Origin of the sequence: Pectobacterium aroidearum, assembly GCF_015689195.1 — a bacterium.
GTDB lineage: Bacteria > Pseudomonadota > Gammaproteobacteria > Enterobacterales > Enterobacteriaceae > Pectobacterium > Pectobacterium aroidearum.
Genome location: NZ_CP065044.1, coordinates 2,394,908 through 2,416,704, shown reverse-complemented (window position 1 = coordinate 2,416,704; position 21,797 = coordinate 2,394,908). Strand labels below are relative to the sequence as shown.

Sequence of the window (21,797 nt, the reverse complement as noted above, 5' to 3'; positions counted from 1 at the left end):
GAATCATGCAGGAAACCGTATTACATAAAATTGTGCGCGATAAGGCGCTTTGGGTTGCGGAGAGAGAGAAAGCACAGCCGCTGGACTTTTTTCAGCATGAAATTGTTCCCAGCCAGCGCGACTTTTATCAGGCGCTGAAACAGGATAAGCCCGCTTTTATTCTGGAATGCAAAAAGGCCTCGCCGTCGAAAGGATTGATTCGCGACGATTTCGACCCGGTAGCGATTGCCCAGGTCTATAAAGATTACGCGTCCGCGATTTCCGTTTTAACCGACGAGAAATATTTTCAGGGTGACTTCGCCTTTCTGCCGCAGGTGAGTGCGGCAGTACATCAGCCGGTATTGTGCAAAGACTTTATTATTTCGCCTTACCAGATCTATCTGGCCCGCTACTATCAGGCCGATGCCATTCTGCTGATGCTATCCGTGCTGGACGACGAGCAATACCTGCAACTGGCCGACGTGGCACACAGTCTGAAGCTAGGTGTCCTGACGGAAGTCAGTAATGAAGAAGAGCTAGAGCGGGCCATTCAGTTGGAAGCACGCGTTGTCGGAATCAACAACCGCGACCTGCGCGATCTCTCCATTGATCTTAACCGCACCCGGACGCTCGCACCACGGCTGCCCGAGGGTGTCACAGTGATCAGCGAGTCCGGCATCAACCGACATGCCCAGATTCGTGAACTCAGCGCCTTTGCCCAGGGGTTCTTGATCGGCAGTTCGCTGATGTCAGAACCCGATCTGAACGGCGCAGTACGCCGCGTTATTCTGGGAGAAAACAAGGTCTGCGGCCTGACGCGTGCCGAGGATGCTCAAGCGGCTTATCAAGCCGGTGCGCTCTACGGCGGATTAATCTTCGTCGCCAGTTCACCACGCTATGTTGACGCTAAACACGCCGCCGACGTGATGACAGGCGCTCCACTGCGCTATGTCGGCGTTTTCCGTAATGCGCCTGTCGAACACATCGTTGCTATCACGACGCAGTTGGGGCTAGCGGCCGTTCAGCTACACGGCGATGAAGATCAACAGACGATCGACAAGCTACGCCAGCAACTCCCTGCGGCTTGCCAGATTTGGAAAGCGTTGAGCATCGCGGACACCCTGCCAGCGCGTAATCTCACCCACGTCGATCGCTACGTGTTTGACAACGGTCAGGGCGGCAGCGGGAAAACCTTCAACTGGTCGCTGTTGGCGAATCAATCATTGGATAACGTGGTGTTAGCCGGCGGCCTAAATAGCGATAACTGCGCGCTGGCAGCACAGCAAGGTTGCGCAGGACTGGATTTCAATTCCGGGGTAGAAAGCGAACCGGGAAAAAAAGACTCACATAAAATTGCTGCGGTTTTTGCGACATTACGTCAGCCGCAGCGCTAAAACAGACGGGAAAATTATGACATTACTCAACCCTTACTTCGGTGAATTCGGCGGACAATTTGTTCCGCAGATCCTCATGCCGGCATTACGCCAGTTGGAAGAGGCTTTCGTCAATGCACAAAAAGATCCTGAATTTCAGGCTGAATTTACCGATCTGCTGAAAAACTATGCGGGTCGTCCAACGGCGTTAACCCTGTGTCAAAACCTGACCGCAGGGACGAAAACCAAGCTGTACCTGAAACGCGAAGACCTGCTGCACGGTGGCGCGCACAAAACCAATCAGGTGCTCGGGCAGGCTCTGCTGGCCAAGCGCATGGGTAAAAGCGAAATCATCGCTGAAACCGGTGCAGGCCAACACGGTGTCGCGACAGCGCTGGCTTGCGCCCTTCTCGGCCTGAAATGCCGCGTTTATATGGGAGCAAAAGATGTTGAGCGCCAGTCGCCGAACGTCTTCCGTATGCGTCTGATGGGTGCAGAAGTGATTCCGGTTCACAGCGGTTCCTCCACGCTGAAAGATGCCTGTAACGAAGCGCTACGTGACTGGTCTGGCAGCTATGAAACCGCACACTATCTGCTGGGAACAGCGGCAGGCCCGCATCCTTACCCGACTATCGTGCGCGAATTTCAACGCATGATTGGTGAAGAGACGAAAGCCCAGATTCTGGAAAAAGAAGGTCGCTTGCCGGATGCGGTATTGGCCTGCGTCGGCGGTGGCTCTAACGCGATTGGGATGTTTGCTGATTTCATCGACGATACCAGTGTCCGTCTGATCGGCATTGAACCTGGCGGCTTGGGCATTGAATCCGGGCAGCACGGTGCACCGTTAAAACACGGTCGCCTCGGTATCTATTTCGGTATGAAGTCCCCCATGATGCAAACCTCCGACGGACAAATTGAAGAGTCCTACTCTATTTCCGCCGGTCTGGATTTCCCGTCCGTCGGCCCGCAACACGCCTACCTGAACAGCATCGGCCGCGCTGACTATGTCTCGATTACCGATGACGAAGCGCTGGATGCATTCAAAACGCTCTGCCGCAGTGAAGGCATTATCCCCGCGCTGGAATCCTCTCACGCGCTGGCACACGCCCTGAAGATGATTAAAGCGGAACCGGAGAAAGAGCAACTGCTGGTGGTCAACCTGTCCGGCCGGGGTGATAAAGACATCTTTACCGTGCATGATATTTTGAAAGATCGGGGAGAAATCTAATGGAACGTTATCAACAGCTGTTTAATCGCCTGTCAGAGAAAAAGGAAGGCGCGTTCGTTCCCTTTGTCACACTGGGCGATCCCTCCCCCGAGCAGTCTCTGAAAATTATCGACACGCTGATTGCCGCCGGTGCCGATGCGTTGGAGTTAGGCGTGCCCTTCTCTGACCCACTGGCAGATGGCCCAACCATTCAGGATGCCAACCTGCGCGCCTTTGCTGCCGGCGTTAACCCCGGCCAGTGCTTCGAAATGCTGGCAACCATTCGTCAGAAATATCCGGACATCCCGATTGGCCTGCTGATGTATGCCAATCTGGTCTTCAGCAACGGCATTGATGAGTTTTATCAACGCTGCGCGCAGGTTGGCGTTGATTCGGTGTTAGTGGCAGATGTTCCAGTGGCGGAGTCAGCGCCTTTCCGTACGGCTGCGCTGCGGCATGGCATTGCTCCTATTTTTATCTGTCCACCCAATGCTGACGATGAACTGCTGCGCGAGATCGCTTCCTATGGCCGCGGTTATACCTATTTAGTGTCGCGTGCGGGCGTAACCGGGGCAGAAAAGCGCGCCCAACTGCCGCTGAATCATTTGGTAGCCAAACTGAACGAGTACCATGCTGCCCCTCCGCTGCAAGGATTTGGTATTTCCGATCCTACTCAGGTGCGGGAAACGTTAGCATCAGGCGCTGCGGGTGCCATTTCTGGCTCGGCGATCGTGCGGATTATCGAAAAGAATCTGAACCAGCCTGACGTTATGCTGTCAGAGTTACACACCTTTGTGAGTGAAATGAAAGCCGCTACGCGCTCATAACACTTTTCAGGCGCGCGATTTGTGCTTAACGCAAGCCGTATCGCGCGTCGAATAATGTTTCAATTTATTTCTTATTTAATTAACCTGAAATATCTGCAATTATTATTTAATGTCCAACCCATTATAATTGTAAGAAATGTTTTCAAATTGAAATAATTATTTAATTTCACATTAAAGAAAAAATTAATTAGCCATTCCTTTTTAAACTGCATAAATCCCGCCAATAAAATACGAAGAAAATCACAGAATTGAGATCGTTTTTAATTTTCTCTTTTTAACGATCTCGTTCACATTACTGTAAGAAATAATAAATAGAATGGAACCGCTGAACAAAAGTGGCAGCGCGTTTTTAAATAATAATTCTCTTTGACTTGGGATAATAAAATGAAAGCTAAAATATTGACGATGATGGTAACTTCCTTAATCAGCTTAAGCTCCATGGCTGTTACGATTGACTATCGTCATGAAATGAAGGATACAGTAAGCGCAAACCATCAGGATCGTTTACTGATATCTAACCGTTTTGACAACGGTTTTGGTCTGTCAATGGAAGCCAAATGGGCGCAGTCTAGCGCTGATAAGACACCAAACAAACCATTTAACGAAACGGTCAGCAACGGCACCGAAGTGACCGCAAGCTACCTGTACAAATTCAATAAAACCTTTGGTCTGGAAGGCGGCCTGAATTTGGTTTCCAATTCCACGAGCAATAACTATCGTCCTTACATTAAAGGCACCGCGAATATCACCGATTCGCTGTACTATGGCCTGCGCTATCGTGCGTCCTACCTGCGCGTCAGCGGTGACATTGGCAAGTCAAGCGTGACAAATCCTACCGATATCACTGGCTATACCATCACCAGTACGCTGGGCTATAAACTGCCTGCGAACTTTGTGGTTGAATACGAATTTGAATACAACAAAAACAACAAAGCAGGCGCTACTTGGTATTTAGCGGATAGTGAAAATTATGAAATGAGCCACGATATTAAACTGGCTTATAAATTTGACAAAAACTGGACGCCTTACGCTCAAATCGGTAACGTCAAAGGCAGCACAATCACTGACGAGCGTCAAACTCGCTACCGTGTAGGTGTACAATACAGTTTCTAATGGCTAACGCCATCTAGATAATTGCTGTAATAAAAATAGCGTTCTCTTTATTGGTTTGTTATTTCCTGTCTATAAAAACGGCGACGTTATTTACGTCGCCGTTTTTTACATCAAATTAACCATCAGAAGCGGTAGCCTACACCAAACATAAAGGCCCATGGATCAAGCTTAGTATGGATACTTTGCTGAGCGTTACCGGCTTTAAATTTCACATCGGTATCAATATCCATCCACCATACGGACATGTTTACTAGCCAATTCTTGTCCAGGTTGTAATCCAGCCCAGCTTGTGCAGCAACGCCCCAGGAATTTTTCAGGCTTAGATCGCTCAGGCCCGCACCTGTCCCCTTGTCATTAAATTTCTCATCGAAGAACATCGTGTAATTCAGACCAACGCCCAAATAAGGACGTAATTTATCTTGAGCATCACCAAAATAGTACTGCGCGACTAGTGAAGGCGGCAGGTGCTTCACTTCTGCAATCGTGCCCGTACCGGGTGTTCCGACTTTGTGTTTGAATGGGGTGGCCGCGAGCAATTCAACCCCAATATTGTCCGTCACCATGTAGCTGAAAGTCAGGCCCAACTGAGTATTGTTGCTAACCTGAAACTCCCCCAACCCCAGCACGTTGTCCGAACTTTCAGCAGGACGCACCGTTGCTGAGCCTGCCCGAACAATAAAATCACCCGCTTGATGAGCCTGTGCCAACGCAGGCATAAACGCCGCTGCCAACAATAACAAAGATGTCTTTTTCATTACCCGCTCCATTTATAGGGTTTAAATTTCGAGCGAAATATAACCCTAAGTAGGTATCCTTGTTTTAAGCCAGATCACATCTTTTAAAGATTTTACACTCAAATTGAACCACATCATTTATCGCTAACTGATTAAAAACACTAGAATTGATCCAAATCAATAAATGACGAAAGATACATAACGTGCTCTGCCAGCAAATTGCGTTACCGCGCGGACGCATTCAACGGTAGATTTTTATTTTCATTAACGTGATTCACGCTGGCTGGGGGCAGTTAGTCATCCAATGAGCGATAATACCTGTATGCACTGTGGCGCATGCTGCGCTTATTTCAGGGTGTCTTTCTATTGGGCTGAAGCGGATGACGGTGGCGGTGTTGTACCTTCTTCGCTCACCGAACCCGTTTCCCCTTTTTTACGCTGCATGGTGGGTACGAACAGCAAAACCCCGCGCTGCGAGGCGTTGGAAGGCACAATCGGGGATACCGTTAGTTGTTCTATTTATGTTAATCGCCCTTCGTCGTGCCGTGAATTTATGCAATCCGGTGAAAATGGACAGACCAATGATGCCTGCAATCGGGCACGGGAAAAGTACGGCCTGCCACCTTTGGTAACCCTTTCATCACCGTCTTTCATTACTGAAGGGAAAAACAGCATTGCATCACTGACGGGGTGCCACAGTACGGATTAACAGGTTACAATCACGAGTTAAGTTCTATCCGTTGATTTATCTTTTTCAAGGAGCCTGCATGCCTATCACGGCTAACACGTTGTACCGTGACACAATGAACTTTACCCGCAACCAGTTCATCAGCATCTTAATGATGTCACTGTTGACGGCCTTCATTACTGTCATACTGAATCATGCGCTATCGCCTTCTGTAGACGAGTTACGGATTCTGAGCAGTTCCGGCAGCGATCTGTCATCTTCTGTCGAATCCGGCCTGATGGACTTGATTCAGCAGATGACGCCGGAACAACAAACCGTGTTGCTAAAAATGTCGGCGGCGGGCACCTTTGCTGCGTTAGTGGGCAACGTACTGCTGACGGGCGGCGTTCTGATGCTGATCCAACTGGTCTCTGACGGGCACCGCACCAGCGCACTGCGTGCGATTGGCGCTTCCACGCCTTTTTTACTGCGCTTACTTTTCCTGATTCTGCTATGCACGCTGCTCATCCAGCTTGGCATGATGCTTCTGGTCATTCCTGGCGTGCTGCTGGCCATCGCACTGAGTTTGTCTCCCGTGATTGTCGTCACTGAAAAAAGCGGGATTTTCAGCGCGATTAAAGCAAGCACCAAATTGGCCTATGGCAACTTACGCGCAACCGCGCCAGCCATCGTGATGTGGTTGTTGGCTAAAATCGCTATTTTGCTGGTCGTGTCGAAGTTACCGATTTCCTCACCGACCGTGCTCGGCGTGGTTCTGAACGGATTAAGCAACCTGATCTCCGCTATCCTGCTGATTTATCTCTTCCGCCTTTATATGCTGCTGCGCGCATAATTACCGCTCTTCGCCTATGCCGCAACTCCGGCGGCATAGGCTTCGCCAGTTCCCGCGTTCAAGACTTGCCCAATCGTAATTTTCTGCAAATTATTACAATATCTCGGGAATGGTGTTCCACAATGAAGGATAATGGCATGAGCTATCGGATAACTCTTGTGGGTTATGATTACGACACTTTGAGTGATGGATTGACATAATGAAGCAACTTCTTGATTTTATACCGTTGGTCGTGTTTTTTGCGGCCTATAAACTTTATGACATCTATATCGCATCGGGTGCACTGATTGCGGCAACGGCGCTGTCACTCGCAGTCACCTGGGTGATGTATCGTAAAATAGAGAAAATGACGCTGGTCACCTTTGCGATGGTCGTCGTTTTTGGCTCGCTAACGCTGGTGTTCCATAACGATCTGTTTATCAAGTGGAAAGTCACCATCATCTACGCGTTGTTTGCCGTTGCTCTGCTGGTTAGCCAGTTTGTCATGAAGCAGACGCTGATTCAGAAGATGCTGGGTAAAGAATTAACCTTGCCGCAATCCGTCTGGGGGAAATTGAATTTCGCCTGGGCCATGTTCTTTCTGGTGTGTGGACTGGTTAACATCTATATTGCTTTCTGGTTACCGCAAAGCGTTTGGGTCAATTTCAAAGTCTTTGGCCTGACCGGTGTGACGCTGCTGTTTACGCTGATCTGTGGCGTTTACATCTACCGCCACTTGCCTGGCGATCAGGAAAAACCAGAAGAAGAAAAAAGCGAGCAGCCATAATTCGCTAAAGCAATACACCGTGTTTGATAAAGACACTATACCCGTCAGCAAGAACGCTTTGACCGACGGGTATACTCAACTTAACCAACTTGACTGATTGCACAATGAGCACACAAAACGTGTTACCACAGGGCGAACTGGTTCTCCGCACGCTGGCAATGCCAGCCGATACCAATGCGAACGGGGATATTTTTGGCGGCTGGCTGATGTCACAAATGGACATCGGCGGCGCAATTTTGGCGAAAGAAATTGCCGAAGGGCGTGTCGTTACCGTACGGGTTGATGGAATGTCGTTCTTAAAACCTGTCGCCGTTGGCGATGTGGTTTGCTGTTATGCGCGTTGTTTACGGACTGGTCGCAGTTCTATCAACGTCAACGTTGAAGTCTGGGTAAAGAAAGTCTCGTCTGAGCCGATTGGCCAGCGCTATCGGGCGACCGAAGCGTTATTCACCTACGTCGCGGTAGATGAAGAAGGTCATCCACGTGAATTGCCAGCGGGTAAAAGCAATTTCACGCCAAGCGAGTAGTGTCCGGCATCATTCTGACGTAAGTGCGACGTCATCTATCCTGAATAATTAATGGATATATCGAACTAACGAAAACGGGGTGTCATCAGCTAACGATGGCACCCCGTTTCTTTTTTGGACTGGCATGAATTATTCGACGGCTGCCCCGCCATCAATTTTAAAGACGATGGTCACAACCAGATCTTTACCCGGCTTGCCAGATTCGTAACGCCATTTGCGCATCGCCTGTTTGATATCACGCTCGAACATATTACGCGGTTCGGCAGAAAGCACGCGAACGTTATCAACACGTCCAGACTCATCCACATCAAACTGCATTTTTACCCGGCCCTCGACGCGTAGGGAAAACGCGCGAGCAGGATACTGAGGCTGTGCGCGGCTCAGCGGGCGCGGCCCACTAGACTGCGTGCTTGCTGCTGGCGCAGGCGCCTGCTTCACCGGTGCATTATTCACGTTGCGCGTCGGTTCTTCGCTGGTAAACGGCGAAGGCGGCTGTTTTTCAACGGTTGGCTCACGCTTAACCGGCTTCGGCTGTTCAACCTTCTTCACTGGCTTAGGTTCCGGTTTAGGCTTCGGCGGCTTGGGCTTTGGTTCAGGCAATGGCATAGGAACCGGCTGCGGGACAGGCTCCGGCTCCGGCTCTGGAATCGGTTCCGGCTCAGGTTCAGGCTGCTTAACCGGTTCTGGCTCAGGGGCAGATTTGGCAGCTGGAGCCGCTTCATAGGCCGCAGGGTTCACCATCACAACGCTAATGGGCTTGGATTCCTGCGGTAATTCGATTGAATTATTAAACGATGCGTACAGCAAACCTGCAATCAGTGAACCGTGAAAACCAACTGAAAGTATGAATGGCCATGAGTAACGGCGGGTCAAAAAAAACTTTTTTTGCGGCATAGTCTGTCTTTATCCTCTTATGCCGCCCAAGTTTAAATGCAAATAGCAATCATATTCAATAACAACCCGTGGAATTGTCAAAAAAACAGAAATCGTGGGGGGATTACTCTGGCAAATCAACCTATTGTCCTCGAACAACATCACGTATGATGGTAGAAACACGCGTCTCTTACCCGATAGCGTTTGGCCACTGGGCGCTAGCCCGGCATCCCAAGCGAACAAGGGTACCTTCCTACCTGTGAGGTCACTATGCTCTATGTCATTTATGCTGAAGATAATGTTGATTCATTAGCAAAACGCCTATCGGTAAGACCCGATCATCTTGCCCGGTTACAGGCATTGCGCGATCAGGGGCGACTGATTACTGCGGGGCCTTTACCTGCTATCGACAGCGACGATCCCGGCCAAGCTGGCTTTAGCGGTTCCGTCATTATCGCCGAATTCGCGTCACTGGATGAGGCAACAGCGTGGGCTGATGCCGACCCCTATATCGCGGCAGACGTCTATAAACACGTCAGCGTGAAGCCCTACAAGAAAGTGTTTTAAGGTTCTATTGATACAGGTCATGATTGGAGGGAAAAATCATGACCCTTTACCTCCCCGCTAAAAGCTGAAATATTTTAGTCATTTAACAATGATAGTTTGACCGCTATTCATATATAGAGGGTCAACAATCATGTTAATGCCAGCGATTTTGCGAAACGGAATTGCTACTATCCGCCGCCGTCATCGCCTCAGTATTCTCTCCGGATTGTTATTGATCATTGGGTTATTTTCTTTACTGCAATTGGTTTCCGTCGGGGTCATTTCCCAAACAATGACCCAGGTTCAGCAGGATATTTCCGCTAACGAAAGCCTTCGTCAGCAACAAGCGTTAATGGATAAAGCACGGATGGAAGTGATGAATGCCAGCGATAAACTCAACCGCGCGGGCATTTATCTACTGGTGGACAAAGAAACAGGGTCTGAAGGCAGTTGGCACAGCCTGATGGATGAGGCAGAAGTGTCTCTCAAACAGGCACAGGAGTTCTACCAACAGTTAGGAACGGTCACGACGTCAGAAGCGGAAACAGCCGCGTTCATCGACCTGAAGAAGAGCTACAGCCAACTCTATTCCGGGCTTATTGAACTCGCTCAGGGAATAAAATCCACCAACCAGATCGATATTTTCTTTGCCGTTCCCGTTCAGGCCTATCAAAGCGATTTTACCCAGAAATATTCACACTACCTGCAAGACACCGATGCATTGCAAAAGCAGCACGGCCAACAATTTCTGGCGTCTCTCGATCAAGCTAAAACGATTTTTATCACGGTACTAGGGCTCTTACTGGCGATCGCCATCGCAGTTTGGATCGGCGTGAGTCGGGTCATTATTCGTCCCCTGACGAAGATTATTGCCCATTTAAAACTGATTGCCGCAGGCGATCTTTCTCACTCGGTAAACGCAGAAATACGGGGTACACGCGAGATTGGTCAACTTAATACCAGCGTCATTCAAATGCAGGAAGGTCTGGTGACATTAGTCAATCAGGTTCGCCAGGGCGTTGACCACATGGTGACGCAGGTTGATCGGGTTGCAGCGGATAACCAGCAGCTTTCCGAACAGGCTAATCGCCAATCCCATGAGCTCAAGGCCACTACAGAGCACATTATTCAGCTCAGCCAGCATCTTGAGCAAAATGCGCTGCACACTCAACAGGCCAACCTGCATGCGGAAGACACCAGCAAGATCGCCGCACAGGGCGAGAACATGATGAATGACGTCAAAGCGGCGATGTCAGATATTGCGGGCAGGACGCGCGAAATGACGGAAGTGATTGGGATGATTGAAAACGTGGCGTTCCAGACGCATATTTTGTCGTTGAATGCTGCAATAGAAGCCGCACGAGCCGGGACGATGGGACGAGGTTTTGCCGTTGTCGCACGGGAAGTCGGTACGTTGGCTTCACAAAGCAGTCATTCCGCACAAAATATTAATGTGCTGATTCGTGATTCAGACAACAGCGTAAGCGCAGGAACGCGACTGGTGAACAAACTGAATGACAGCCTGCACAACATCATTCAGACGGCGAAAGGCACCGGCACGTTTTTGAGCGAGATCTCGGAAATATCGCACCAGCAGAACAAAAGTATTCATGAAGTAACCGCCCGACTCAGTACGCTGAATGACACCGTCAGAGAAAATGCGGGACAGGTTGAAGCCTCCGCACACACCTTCACCTCACTGCTGGAGCAAACGGAACGCTTAAATACCTCGGTATCGCTGTTTATCCTGCCCTCGACAGAGGATGACATTCATCCGATGCTCGATCAGCGAGACATGCCGCAGCGCATTCCCGTTATGGGATAAGCAGGTGAAGCAATAACCCCAGCATGTGATAGCCGTGTGATAAAAAAATAGCGACCATACCTCGGGTCGCTATTTTCCTCACTGGCTTACCAATCGTAGGTTACCGCATAGAGCAACGCTCGTCGTTTGTGCTTTTGCTGCAAATAACGGGCAGAGCGAATATGGCGATACGTCCGTGATTGAGCTTCCAACCAGCGACTTCTTCTACGCTGGACCTGACGTAACATCCGCCAGCGCCCCACTTCATTCCGACTGCGTTTCATGATGCGACTCTTGTTAATACACTCGCGCTGGGCATTATATACCCCTGATACGTGGCGACAATCAGTGAATCGCCCTCTCCGCCACCTTCTTCTTACTCGTTACGCTATTTTATTCAGAGGAAAGGCATTTCCCCTTTTATAAATCTATGCGTACACTTTGTTAATTCTTTGCAGAAGGGAACTGTGCTGCTTTTATGTCGACATTTTATACCGTAATAAGTTGGTTACTGGTTTTTGGCTACTGGTTGCTGATCGCAGGTGTGACCTTACGTATTCTGATGAAACGTCGGGCGGTACCTTCTGCGATGGCCTGGCTACTGGTAATTTATATTCTGCCACTTGTCGGTATTGTCGCTTATCTTTCGTTCGGTGAGCTCCATCTGGGCAAACGCCGGGCTGAACGCGCCAGCAAAATGTGGCCATCAACCGCAAAATGGCTGCGCGAATTAAAAGAGTATCGCCGTATTTTCGCGACGGAAAACAGCGAAGTCGCTAGCGCATTATTCCAGCTGTGTGAACGACGCCAAGGGGTTGGTGGCGTTAAAGGCAATCAGTTGCAGCTGATGACCACGTTTGATGACACGATTAAAGCGCTATTGCGTGATATTGAATTGGCCCGCAGCAACATCGAAATGGTGTTCTACATCTGGCAACCCGGCGGCTTGGTTGAGCAAGTCTCCTCTTCTCTCATCGCGGCGGCACGACGCGGAGTACACTGCCGTATTCTGCTCGATTCTGCTGGCAGCGTACAATTCTTCCGCCAGCATCACCCTGAATTGATGCGCACAGCCGGAATAGAAGTGGTTGAAGCTCTGAAAGTAAATCTGTTCCGTGCCTTCCTGCGCCGCATGGATTTGCGGCAGCACCGTAAAATTATCCTGATCGATAACCGTATTGCTTACACCGGCAGCATGAATATGGTCGATCCTCGTTTCTTCAAACAAGATGCTGGCGTCGGGCAATGGATTGACCTGATGGCGCGAATTGAAGGGCCGGTCGCGACCACACTGGGGATTATTTACTGCTGCGACTGGGAAATGGAGACAGGCAAGCGCCTGCTTCCTCCGCCGCCGGATGTTAACGTCATGCCGTTCGAACAGGAGAGCGGCCACACTATTCAGGTGATTGCTTCCGGCCCCGGTTACCCGGAAGAGATGATTCATCAGGCGCTGCTGACATCCGTCTATTCAGCACGTAAGCAGTTGATCATGACCACCCCCTACTTCGTGCCCAGCGACGACCTGCTGCACGCCATCTGCACCGCTGCCCAGCGCGGGGTTGATGTCAGCATTATTGTGCCGCACAAGAATGACTCCGTGCTGGTCGGCTGGGCCAGCCGCGCCTTCTTCACGGAATTGCTGGCCGCTGGCGTAAAAATTTATCAGTTCAAGGACGGCCTGCTGCACACCAAAAGCGTATTGGTCGACGGACAGCTTAGCCTGGTCGGCACGGTCAATCTGGATATGCGCAGCCTGTGGTTGAATTTTGAAATCACACTGGTGATTGACGATGCCGGATTCGGCAGCGATTTAGCCTGCGTGCAAGAAGATTATATCGCCCGCTCACGCCTGTTAAACGCGACACAGTGGCAAAACCGCCCTTACTGGCAACGTATCGTCGAGCGGTTGTTCTACTTTTTCAGTCCCCTGCTATAAATGCACGTTTTCCCGTGTTCTAATAAGGCCATTGGGGAATTAACAGGAATTACGTTATGGATTTGAATAATCGCCTGACCGAAGACGAAGCATTGGAACAGGCCTACGACATCTTTTTGGAACTCGCGGCGGACAATCTCGATCCGGCAGATATTCTGCTGTTCAACCTGCAATTTGAAGAGCGCGGCGGCGCAGAGTTATTCGACCCCGCAGAAGACTGGGCCGAACACGTTGATTTCGATCTGAACCCTGACTTCTTCGCTGAAGTGGTGATTGGACTGGCTGAGAATGAAGGTGACGAAATTACCGATATTTTCGCCCGCGTGCTGATTTGCCGGGAAAAAGACCACAAGCTTTGCCACATTCTGTGGAAAGAATAAGCCCTGTGGAAAGAATAAGTTATCTCGCTTAAACGTAAGGCGTCCCCCGCAGGAGACGCCTTTTTTACATCCGTAACCGGTAAAACGGGTTACTGAGCTTCGACTTCTTCCACCGGTAACAATGCCTGAGGATCAACTTTCAGGCACGACACCGCGTGTGTAAAGCTCCCTTCCAGCAAGGGACGGGTTTTCGAGCACTCAGGGCCGACAACTGGGCAGCGGGTGCAGAACACACAGCCCGATGGCGGATTGATCGGTGAAGGTAAATCCCCTTCCAGCAGCTGTATCTGCTTATTGCGCTCCTGATCGGGATCGGGAATCGGCACCGCTGACATCAGCGCACGGGTGTAGGGATGCTGTGGATTTTGATAGACCTGGTCGTACGTTCCCAGCTCCACCGCATGGCCCAGATACATCACCAACACGCGATCGGAAATGTGCTTCACCACCGATAAATCATGCGCGATAAAAATCAGCGACAGGCGCATTTCACGCTGCAACTGACGCAACAGGTTAACGACCTGTGCCTGAATCGACACGTCCAGCGCGGAAACCGGCTCGTCGCAGATAATCAGCTTCGGTTCCAGAATCAGCGCGCGCGCGATCCCGATACGCTGACACTGGCCGCCGGAGAATTCATGCGGATAACGGTTGATCAGGTTCGGCAACAGCCCAACCTTCAGCATCATCGCTTTCACGCGATCTTTTACCGTCTGCCGATCCAGTTCAGGATGATAAACCTTTAACGGCTCCGCAATAATCTCACCGATGGTCATACGCGGATTCAGCGACGCCAGCGGATCCTGGAATATCATCTGAATATCGCTACGCGCCGCACGCCATTGATCGTCGCTCATACCCAGCAGGTCTTTCCCCAGCCAGGTCACTCGCCCGTCGGTCGCTTTTACCAGACCGATAATGGCACGCGCCAGCGTAGACTTACCGCAGCCGGATTCCCCTACTACACCCAGTGTTTCGCCTTCATATAAGCGCAACGTCACGCCATCGACCGCTTTCAGTTTTTTCGGCGGCTGCCAGAACCATTGTTTATCATCTCTGACATCAAAGTGGACTTTCAGATCGTCCACTTCTAACAACACCTTTTTCTCGTCCGCGTTGTTCATACCACCTCCTCAATCGCTCTAAAGCAGGCGCGCAAGCGGCCATCACCAAAAGATTCCAGCGCAGGTGCGCTATGGCAGACATCCATTGAATACGGGCAGCGCGGTTGGAATGGGCACCCTTTCGGCAGACGTAATAAGTTCGGTGGATTACCCGGAATGGTCGCTAATACTTCATCCTCTGCATCCAGACGCGGCACGGCATTAAGCAGGCCGACAGAATACGGATGACTCGGATGATAAAAGACATCGCGGGCAGCGCCGTATTCCATGGTACGTCCAGCGTACATCACCAGCACTTTGTCACAAATACCAGCAACGACGCCCAGGTCATGGGTGATCATGATAATGGCGGTATTAAACTCGCGCTTCAGCTCGTTCAACAGCGTCATAATCTGCGCCTGAACCGTCACATCCAGTGCCGTTGTCGGTTCATCGGCAATCAGCAGCTTTGGACGACACAGCAGCGCCATCGCGATCATCACGCGCTGACGCATCCCACCGGAAAATTCATGCGGATACATCTTCATACGCTTACGCGCTTCCGGCATTTTGACCGCATCCAGCATTTTGACCGACTCTTCAAACGCTTGGCTTTTGCTCAGATGCTTGTGCAGCATCAGCACTTCCATCAGCTGTTCACCGACGCGCATGTAAGGGTTCAGCGAGGTCATCGGATCCTGGAAAATCATACTGATTTCTTCAGCACGCAGCTTATTCAGTTGGCTTTCAGGCAGGTTGAGAATTTCTTTACCACGAAAACGGGCAGATCCGCCAATGCGACCATTGCGTGCCAACAGCCCCATCAGCGCAAACGCGGTTTGTGATTTACCGGAACCAGATTCTCCGACAATCCCCAGCGTCTCACCGGCGTTGAGCGTGAAATTCAGGTCGTTAACCGCCGTTACATCGCCATCCTGCGTCTTGAACGTTACCCGGAGATCCTGAACATGTAGCAGCGCGTCGTGCGCGCCAGTTAACTCAATCTTGCTCATGTTAATACTCCTCAGCGATCTTTCGGGTCGAGGGCATCACGCAGGCCATCGCCGATAAAGTTAAAACAAAACAGCGTGACAACCAGAAACGCCGCCGGATAGAACAGTAACCACGGCGATACTTCCATTGAGTTAGCGCCATCATTCAGTAAGGCGCCCCAGCTGCTTAACGGCTCCTGCGTACCCAGCCCCAGGAAGCTCAGGAAGGATTCAAACAGAATCATGCTTGGCACCAGTAATGAGGCGTAAACCACCACCACACCCAGCACGTTAGGCACAACGTGGCGCAATACGATACCGCGCGTGGAAACACCGGACACCATCGCCGCTTCAATGAACTCTTTACGTTTCAGACTCAGCGTTTGACCGCGCACGATACGCGCCATATCCAGCCAGGACACCATACCGATAGCCACGAAGATCAACAGCATGTTCTGCCCGAAGAACGTTACCAGCAGAATGACGAAGAACATGAACGGGAATGAGTTGAGGATCTCCAGCAAACGCATCATCACTGAATCCACTTTCCCACCCAGATAGCCGGACATCGCGCCATACAGCGTTCCGACAATCACCGCGACCAGCGCCGCCGCCACGCCGACCATCAGCGAGACCCGGCCACCGATGGCAACACGAACCAGCAGGTCACGACCAGAGGAGTCCGTACCAAAATAGTGCCCGGACGTCATATCCGGCGCGGCTGACATCATTCCCCAGTCCGTATCGGCATAGTCAAATGCGGACAGCATCGGGGCAAAAATCACAAACACGGTAATGACAGCCAAAACAAACAGGCTGGCCAGCGCGGCACGGTTATGGATAAAGCGCAGGCGCGCATCCTGCCACAGGCTACGCCCTTCAATTTCTGTCTGCTCGGTGAAGTTCTCTAACGCTTCAACGTTTTTTCGATTCCAAAACATAGCGCCCCCAATTAATAGCGAATTTTCGGATCGATAACAGCGTAGAGCACGTCAATGATCGCATTAAAGAGAATGGTTAAGCCGCCGACCAGAATCGTCAGGCTCAGTACCAGTGAGTAGTCACGGTTCAGCGCACCGTTCACGAAAAGTTGCCCAATACCCGGTAAACCAAAAATGGTTTCAATCACCATTGAGCCGGTAATAATCCCGACAAACGCCGGCCCCATGTAGGAGAGCACCGGCAGCAACGCAGGCTTTAACGCGTGGCGCAGAACGATGCGACGCATCGGCAGCCCTTTGGCGCGCGCGGTACGGATAAAGTTAGAGTGCAAAACCTCGATCATAGATCCTCGGGTAATACGCGCGATGCTGGCAATATAAGACAAAGACAGCGCCACCATCGGTAAAATCATGTATTTGGGCGCCCCGCCGTTCCAGCCACCGCCGGGCAACCAACGCAGCGTAATGGCAAAAATCAGCACCAATAACGGTGCGACGACAAAGCTGGGAATCACCACCCCCGTCATGGCAAAGCCCATCACGGTATAATCCCATTTCGTATTCTGATTCAGTGCGGCGATCACGCCAGCACTCACACCAAAAACAATCGCCAGAACGAATGCCGCGAACCCCAATTTTGCAGAAACGGGGAAAGACGTCGCGACCAAATCGTTCACAGAATAGTCTTTGTATTTAAAAGAAGGACCGAAATCACCCTGCACCAGTTGCAGTAAATAGTTACCGTACTGCGTCATTATTGGGTCGTTCAGATGATACTTGGCTTCAATATTCGCCATCACTTCCGGCGGTAAATTACGCTCACCGGTAAAAGGGCTGCCGGGTGCCAATCGCATCATAAAGAACGAGATGGTGATCAGGATAAATAGTGTTGGAATCGCCTCTAAACAGCGGCGAAGAATAAATTTTAACATTGCTCGTACCTATAAAAGGCTGGCAGCACAACCGCGTGCGGCCAGCCATTATTATTAGTGCTTGATGATATAAAGATCTTTCACGTAAACATTATCCTGAGGATCGTTGCCCGTTAATCCACCAACATAAGGTTTCACCAGTCGGGTATTCGCATAGTAATAAACTGGGATGGTGACAGCGTCTTTATCCAGCTGTGATTCAGCCTGCTGATAAATCGCGGCGCGCTCCTCGTCGGTTTTCACCTGCAGGGATTTCGCCACCAGTGCATCAAACTCTTTGCTCTTATAGTGCGAGGTGTTACTGCTGCTGTCAGACAGCATGCTGTTTAGGAAGGTTGAAGGTTCGTTATAGTCCGCACACCATCCGGCGCGCGCGACATCATAAGTCCCCTGATGACGGGTGCTGAGGAAGGTTTTCCATTCCTGATTTTCCAGCTTAACATCCACACCGATATTCTGTTTCCAGATAGAGGCAGCCGCAATCGCCATCTTCTTATGCAGATCGGATGTGTTGTACAGCAGGCTCAGCGTCAGCGGTTTTTCCGCGGTATAACCCGCTTCTGCCAACAGTTTTTTCGCTTCTTCGTTACGTTTCGCCTGTGGCCAGGTGAACCACTCTGGCACTGACGCTTTCAGGCCATCGATATACGGTGGTACAAAGCCATAGGCAGGAATATCGCCCTGATTTTTCACCTTGTTGGTCAGGATATCCTGGCTCAGACCCAGACGCAGCGCAGTACGTACGCGCACATCGTTAAACGGCGGCTTCTGGTTGTTAACTTCGTAGTAGTAAGTACACAGATACGGGTTAACCTTCACTTCATCCGGGATTTCTTTCTTCAGCTTTTGGAAGAGTTCGATTGGCAGGTTGTTGTACGTCATGTCGATTTCACCGCTGCGGTAGCGGTTAACGTCCGTCACTTCAGACGCAATCGGCAAATACGTCACTTGATTAATCACAGTATGGGCGTTGTCCCAATATTGCGGGTTACGCTCCAGCACCATTTTTTCGTTCACGACCCAGCTTTTCAGCTTGTAGGCACCATTACCAACCCAGTTTTGCGGCTGCGTCCATTTTTCACCGAATTTTTCAACTACGGCTTTATTGATTGGGGACATCGCAACATAAACAGGCAGTTTATAGAAGTAAGGTACGGCTTCAGAAAGCGTGACTTCAAACGTATGATCGTCAATCGCTTTCACGCCCAGCGTATCCGGAGATTTTTTGCCGGCGATGATGTCATCGATATTCAGCAGATGACCGTATTGCAGATAGCTGGCGTAAGGCGATGCTGTTTTTGGATCGGCCAGACGCTGCCAGCTGTAGACGAAATCTTGTGCGGTAACTGGGTCACCATTGGACCATTTGGCATCTTTACGCAGGTGGAATGTCCACACTTTAAAATCTTTGTTATCCCAGCTTTCCGCTACGCCCGGGCTGGTTTTGCCGTTAACGTCGGAAATAACCAATCCTTCCAGCAGATCGCGCGAGACGTTGGCTTCCGGCACGCCTTCGATTTTATGCGGGTCAAGGGAGGAAACTTCAGCGCCGTTATTACGAACCAGCTCTTGTTTTTCTGCTAACTGCACGCCGGCGGGAACGGTCGCGGCAAAAGCAGAAACAGCCATCGTGCTACTCAATGCCGCGATAATAGCGGCCGCTACTCTTTTTTTAGTTGTGATGTGTGTCATTATTTTCTCCTGTAATGTTGCCGTGTTAGTTATCCCAGCACGATTCCTGAATTAGAGCCTTATGAAAAAACGATTAATCGATTCGACTCACGACCCATTCCCACATAGCAGGAATGGGTAACCAGAGATTAAACACCAAATTAATCGTTGCTCGCTCACTTCATTTGCATCAAACCGTAAACAGCGCGGATTAATGCTTAATGATATAGAGATCCTTCACCCGTATATTATCCAAAGGATCCTTACCGGTAATGCCGCCGACATAAGGTTTGATCAGCCTGGCGTTCGCGTAGTAATAAACCGGCACGATCGCCGCATCTTTATCCAACTGCGATTCGGCCTGCTGATAAACTTGTGCACGTTCATCGTCCGTTTTCGCCTGAACAGCCTGCTCCATCAGCTTGTCGAACGCCGCGCTCTTATAATGTGCGGTGTTGTTACTGCTGTCTGACAGCATACTATTCAGGAACGATGTCGGTTCGTTATAGTCCGCACACCATCCGGCACGCGCAACGTCATAATTGCCTTGATGACGCGTGCTGAGATAGGTTTTCCACTCCTGGTTTTCCAACTTCGCGTCAACGCCCAGATTTTGTTTCCAGATCGAGGCCGCCGCGATCGCCATCTTTTTATGCAAATCAGACGAGTTATAAAGCAAATTAAACGTTAGCGGCTTCTCTGCGGTATAACCCGCTTCCGCCAGCAGTTTTTTCGCTTCTTCATTACGTTTCGCCTGCGGCCAGGTAAACCACTCTGGCGTATGCGCTTTCAGGCCGTCCGTGAAGGGAGGAATATAGCCATAGGCAGGAATATCACCCTGATTTTTAACTTTATTGGTCAATATGTCTTGATCCAGCCCCATGCGCAGAGCGGTACGCACCCGTACATCGTTAAATGGCGGTTTCTGATTATTGATTTCGTAATAATAAGTGCAGAGGTAGGGATTGATGTTAACTTCTTGTGGGATTTCTTTTTTTAGCTTCTGAAATAGCTCAATGGGTAGTTTGTTGTTGGTGACATCAATTTCACCCGCGCGATAGCGGTTAACATCCGTGACTTCAGAAGCAATCGGCAAATAGGTGACCTGATTAATCACCGTCTTGGCGTTATCCCAATATTGGCTATTACGCTCCAACACAAGCCGTTCATTCACGACCCAGGATTTAAGACGGTAAGCACCATTTCCTACCCAGTTTTCAGGCTGAGTCCATTTATCACCAAATTTCTCCACCGTCGCTTTATTGACCGGAGACATCGATGAGTGATTCAGCAATTTATAAAAGTACGGGATTGGCTCGCTTAATGTCACTTCCAGCGTATGGTCGTCGAGCGCTTTTACGCCTAACGTATCAGGTGATTTCTTGCTGGCGATAATGTCATCAATATTCAGCAGATGACCATATTGCAAATAACTGGCATAAGGAGAAACAGTTTTCGGATCGGCCAGACGCTGCCAGCTATAAACGAAATCTTGCGCGGTAACCGGTTCGCCATTTGACCACTTGGCGTCTTTACGTAAATGGAATGTCCAGACTTTAAAATCGCTGCTTTCCCACCGCTCAGCCACGCCAGGAATCGGGTGTCCGTCAGGATCGGAAATCACCAGCCCTTCATATAAATCGCGTGCTACGTTGGATTCCGGTACACCTTCTATTTTATGCGGATCCAGTGATGACACCTCGGCGCCATTGTTTCTCACCAGAACCTGCTCTTTCGCCAGCTCAACACCGGCAGGTACATTAGCAGCCTGAACATTCACGCATGACGCCATCACTGCGGCAGCAATCATACTGGTAACAAAGCATCGTTTTGTTTTGCGAATTTTCACTTTATAAACGCCCCTGTCTTGATACCACGCCATACCGGACTCTATGCGCAAAAATCGCTGTTACATAGAGCAGAAAAGAATGCCTATTATCCAAATAAATCATAAAATTAATTTATGGGTAAATAACGAATAACAGGCAGAAACTCGAAGCTATCAAAAGCGGACACATTCGCCAATATTTTTACATTGATGTTGCTTAATTTTCTTTACGACAGTCGGATAAAGGCTTTAATGCAACAGAACAACGAAGCCATTAACCTTATGATAAACAATGTTTTTTATTTTAATTTGCACGTATTTTTTAAAAATTCAGCAATTTATAGATTTTGCGCAAAAAAACATCGTAGTGGGTTTCATCATTTTCACAGAACAAAAATGATGATGCATGCTTACCTGTCCGCGTCATTGCCTGACAGAAATGTTATTATTTTAACAATTACATTACTCATCTTGCCCAACAATGGTCTCCTATCTCTAGGCTTATAGGCTCAATGCAAAATAACTAACCCGATTAAGATATAAGCACTGTTTATACGAACACGTTTTATACGAACAGGTCATCCCCAGTACACAAACAAATCGTCCCTGGCATTTCTCACGACAATACTTCACCTCAGCGCCCGCCGTTTATTCCTTACCGATCCATTTTAGGTAGAGAAACCGTTGATTTTATCTAGTTAATGATATTCGTTATCATCTACAGTCTGCTGAATGGTGTCAG

21 protein-coding genes are annotated in these 21,797 nt (G+C 49.8%); 12 read left to right on the top strand and 9 right to left on the bottom strand.

Annotated elements, in window-relative coordinates:
- Positions 1 to 5: 5 nt before the first annotated feature.
- The 4 genes from trpCF to I2D83_RS10860 all read left to right on the top strand — a co-directional run bounded on the left by trpCF (position 6) and on the right by I2D83_RS10860 (position 4,499).
- Positions 6 to 1,373, top strand: coding sequence for a bifunctional indole-3-glycerol-phosphate synthase TrpC/phosphoribosylanthranilate isomerase TrpF (trpCF, locus tag I2D83_RS10875; RefSeq protein WP_205948081.1), 1,368 nt, complete (start codon positions 6 to 8; stop codon positions 1,371 to 1,373).
- A gap of 13 nt (positions 1,374 to 1,386) precedes the next feature.
- On the top strand, positions 1,387 to 2,580 hold the full coding sequence (gene trpB / locus I2D83_RS10870; RefSeq protein ID WP_180777330.1) for a tryptophan synthase subunit beta: 1,194 nt from the start codon (positions 1,387 to 1,389) through the stop codon (positions 2,578 to 2,580).
- The gene (gene trpA / locus I2D83_RS10865; RefSeq protein ID WP_181828504.1) at positions 2,580 to 3,386 is read left to right on the top strand and encodes a tryptophan synthase subunit alpha; all 807 of its coding nucleotides are present in this window, start codon (positions 2,580 to 2,582) and stop codon (positions 3,384 to 3,386) included. Before trpB ends, trpA begins: the two co-directional genes overlap by 1 nt.
- A gap of 384 nt (positions 3,387 to 3,770) precedes the next feature.
- Positions 3,771 to 4,499: an oligogalacturonate-specific porin KdgM family protein gene (locus I2D83_RS10860; protein ID WP_180776834.1), complete on the top strand. Its 729-nt coding sequence runs from the start codon at positions 3,771 to 3,773 to the stop codon at positions 4,497 to 4,499.
- Positions 4,500 to 4,621: 122 nt separating this feature from the next.
- Here the strand turns inward: I2D83_RS10860 and ompW are convergent, their stop codons facing one another.
- A complete protein-coding gene (gene ompW / locus I2D83_RS10855) occupies positions 4,622 to 5,254 on the bottom strand; it encodes an outer membrane protein OmpW (protein ID WP_015840234.1) in 633 nt (210 codons plus the stop codon).
- Positions 5,255 to 5,537: 283 nt separating this feature from the next.
- Between ompW and I2D83_RS10850 the strand changes: the two genes are divergently transcribed.
- The 4 genes from I2D83_RS10850 to yciA all read left to right on the top strand — a co-directional run bounded on the left by I2D83_RS10850 (position 5,538) and on the right by yciA (position 8,046).
- Entirely contained in the window at positions 5,538 to 5,942 is a 405-nt protein-coding gene (locus I2D83_RS10850) for a YkgJ family cysteine cluster protein (RefSeq protein ID WP_205948080.1), read from the top strand.
- A 58-nt stretch (positions 5,943 to 6,000) separates the two neighbouring features.
- Positions 6,001 to 6,753 (top strand): YciC family protein, encoded by a 753-nt coding sequence (locus tag I2D83_RS10845; protein ID WP_015840232.1) that lies wholly within the window; start codon positions 6,001 to 6,003, stop codon positions 6,751 to 6,753.
- Positions 6,754 to 6,952: 199 nt separating this feature from the next.
- The gene (locus tag I2D83_RS10840; protein WP_181828501.1) at positions 6,953 to 7,519 is read left to right on the top strand and encodes a septation protein A; all 567 of its coding nucleotides are present in this window, start codon (positions 6,953 to 6,955) and stop codon (positions 7,517 to 7,519) included.
- 104 nt (positions 7,520 to 7,623) lie between these two features.
- A complete protein-coding gene (yciA, locus tag I2D83_RS10835; protein WP_010275288.1) occupies positions 7,624 to 8,046 on the top strand; it encodes an acyl-CoA thioester hydrolase YciA in 423 nt (140 codons plus the stop codon).
- Positions 8,047 to 8,175: 129 nt separating this feature from the next.
- Here yciA and tonB read toward each other — a convergent pair whose 3' ends face one another.
- Positions 8,176 to 8,940: a TonB system transport protein TonB gene (gene tonB, locus I2D83_RS10830; RefSeq protein WP_205948079.1), complete on the bottom strand. Its 765-nt coding sequence runs from the start codon at positions 8,938 to 8,940 to the stop codon at positions 8,176 to 8,178.
- Positions 8,941 to 9,189: 249 nt separating this feature from the next.
- On the opposite strand from tonB, the gene I2D83_RS10825 reads away from it, so the two are divergent.
- Entirely contained in the window at positions 9,190 to 9,486 is a 297-nt protein-coding gene (locus tag I2D83_RS10825; protein ID WP_015840228.1) for a YciI family protein, read from the top strand.
- Between the two features lie 130 nt (positions 9,487 to 9,616).
- Positions 9,617 to 11,290, top strand: a complete 1,674-nt coding sequence (locus tag I2D83_RS10820) for a Tar ligand binding domain-containing protein (protein WP_205948078.1) — start codon at positions 9,617 to 9,619, stop codon at positions 11,288 to 11,290.
- 86 nt (positions 11,291 to 11,376) lie between these two features.
- Here I2D83_RS10820 and I2D83_RS10815 read toward each other — a convergent pair whose 3' ends face one another.
- Positions 11,377 to 11,553: a YciY family protein gene (locus tag I2D83_RS10815; protein WP_015840226.1), complete on the bottom strand. Its 177-nt coding sequence runs from the start codon at positions 11,551 to 11,553 to the stop codon at positions 11,377 to 11,379.
- Between the two features lie 194 nt (positions 11,554 to 11,747).
- Here I2D83_RS10815 and cls point away from each other — a divergent pair, with 194 nt between their 5' ends.
- A complete protein-coding gene (cls, locus tag I2D83_RS10810) occupies positions 11,748 to 13,208 on the top strand; it encodes a cardiolipin synthase (RefSeq protein WP_015840225.1) in 1,461 nt (486 codons plus the stop codon).
- A gap of 56 nt (positions 13,209 to 13,264) precedes the next feature.
- Positions 13,265 to 13,588: an HI1450 family dsDNA-mimic protein gene (locus tag I2D83_RS10805; RefSeq protein ID WP_015840224.1), complete on the top strand. Its 324-nt coding sequence runs from the start codon at positions 13,265 to 13,267 to the stop codon at positions 13,586 to 13,588.
- Between the two features lie 89 nt (positions 13,589 to 13,677).
- Here the strand turns inward: I2D83_RS10805 and oppF are convergent, their stop codons facing one another.
- The 6 genes from oppF to oppA (I2D83_RS10775) form a co-directional block, all read right to left on the bottom strand.
- Positions 13,678 to 14,712 carry a murein tripeptide/oligopeptide ABC transporter ATP binding protein OppF gene (oppF, locus tag I2D83_RS10800; protein WP_015840223.1) on the bottom strand — a complete coding sequence of 345 codons (1,035 nt, stop codon included), beginning with the start codon at positions 14,710 to 14,712 and terminating at the stop codon, positions 13,678 to 13,680.
- The gene (gene oppD / locus I2D83_RS10795; protein WP_181828499.1) at positions 14,709 to 15,704 is read right to left on the bottom strand and encodes an ABC transporter ATP-binding protein; all 996 of its coding nucleotides are present in this window, start codon (positions 15,702 to 15,704) and stop codon (positions 14,709 to 14,711) included. The genes oppF and oppD overlap by 4 nt, the downstream gene beginning before the upstream one ends.
- Before the next feature lie 11 nt (positions 15,705 to 15,715).
- Positions 15,716 to 16,624 carry an oligopeptide ABC transporter permease OppC gene (oppC, locus tag I2D83_RS10790; protein WP_015840221.1) on the bottom strand — a complete coding sequence of 303 codons (909 nt, stop codon included), beginning with the start codon at positions 16,622 to 16,624 and terminating at the stop codon, positions 15,716 to 15,718.
- A gap of 11 nt (positions 16,625 to 16,635) precedes the next feature.
- Positions 16,636 to 17,556 carry an oligopeptide ABC transporter permease OppB gene (gene oppB / locus I2D83_RS10785; protein WP_015840220.1) on the bottom strand — a complete coding sequence of 307 codons (921 nt, stop codon included), beginning with the start codon at positions 17,554 to 17,556 and terminating at the stop codon, positions 16,636 to 16,638.
- A 54-nt stretch (positions 17,557 to 17,610) separates the two neighbouring features.
- Positions 17,611 to 19,248: an oligopeptide ABC transporter substrate-binding protein OppA gene (oppA, locus tag I2D83_RS10780; protein WP_194430164.1), complete on the bottom strand. Its 1,638-nt coding sequence runs from the start codon at positions 19,246 to 19,248 to the stop codon at positions 17,611 to 17,613.
- A 190-nt stretch (positions 19,249 to 19,438) separates the two neighbouring features.
- Positions 19,439 to 21,037, bottom strand: a complete 1,599-nt coding sequence (gene oppA, locus I2D83_RS10775) for an oligopeptide ABC transporter substrate-binding protein OppA (protein ID WP_230856964.1) — start codon at positions 21,035 to 21,037, stop codon at positions 19,439 to 19,441.
- Positions 21,038 to 21,797 lie beyond the last annotated feature (760 nt).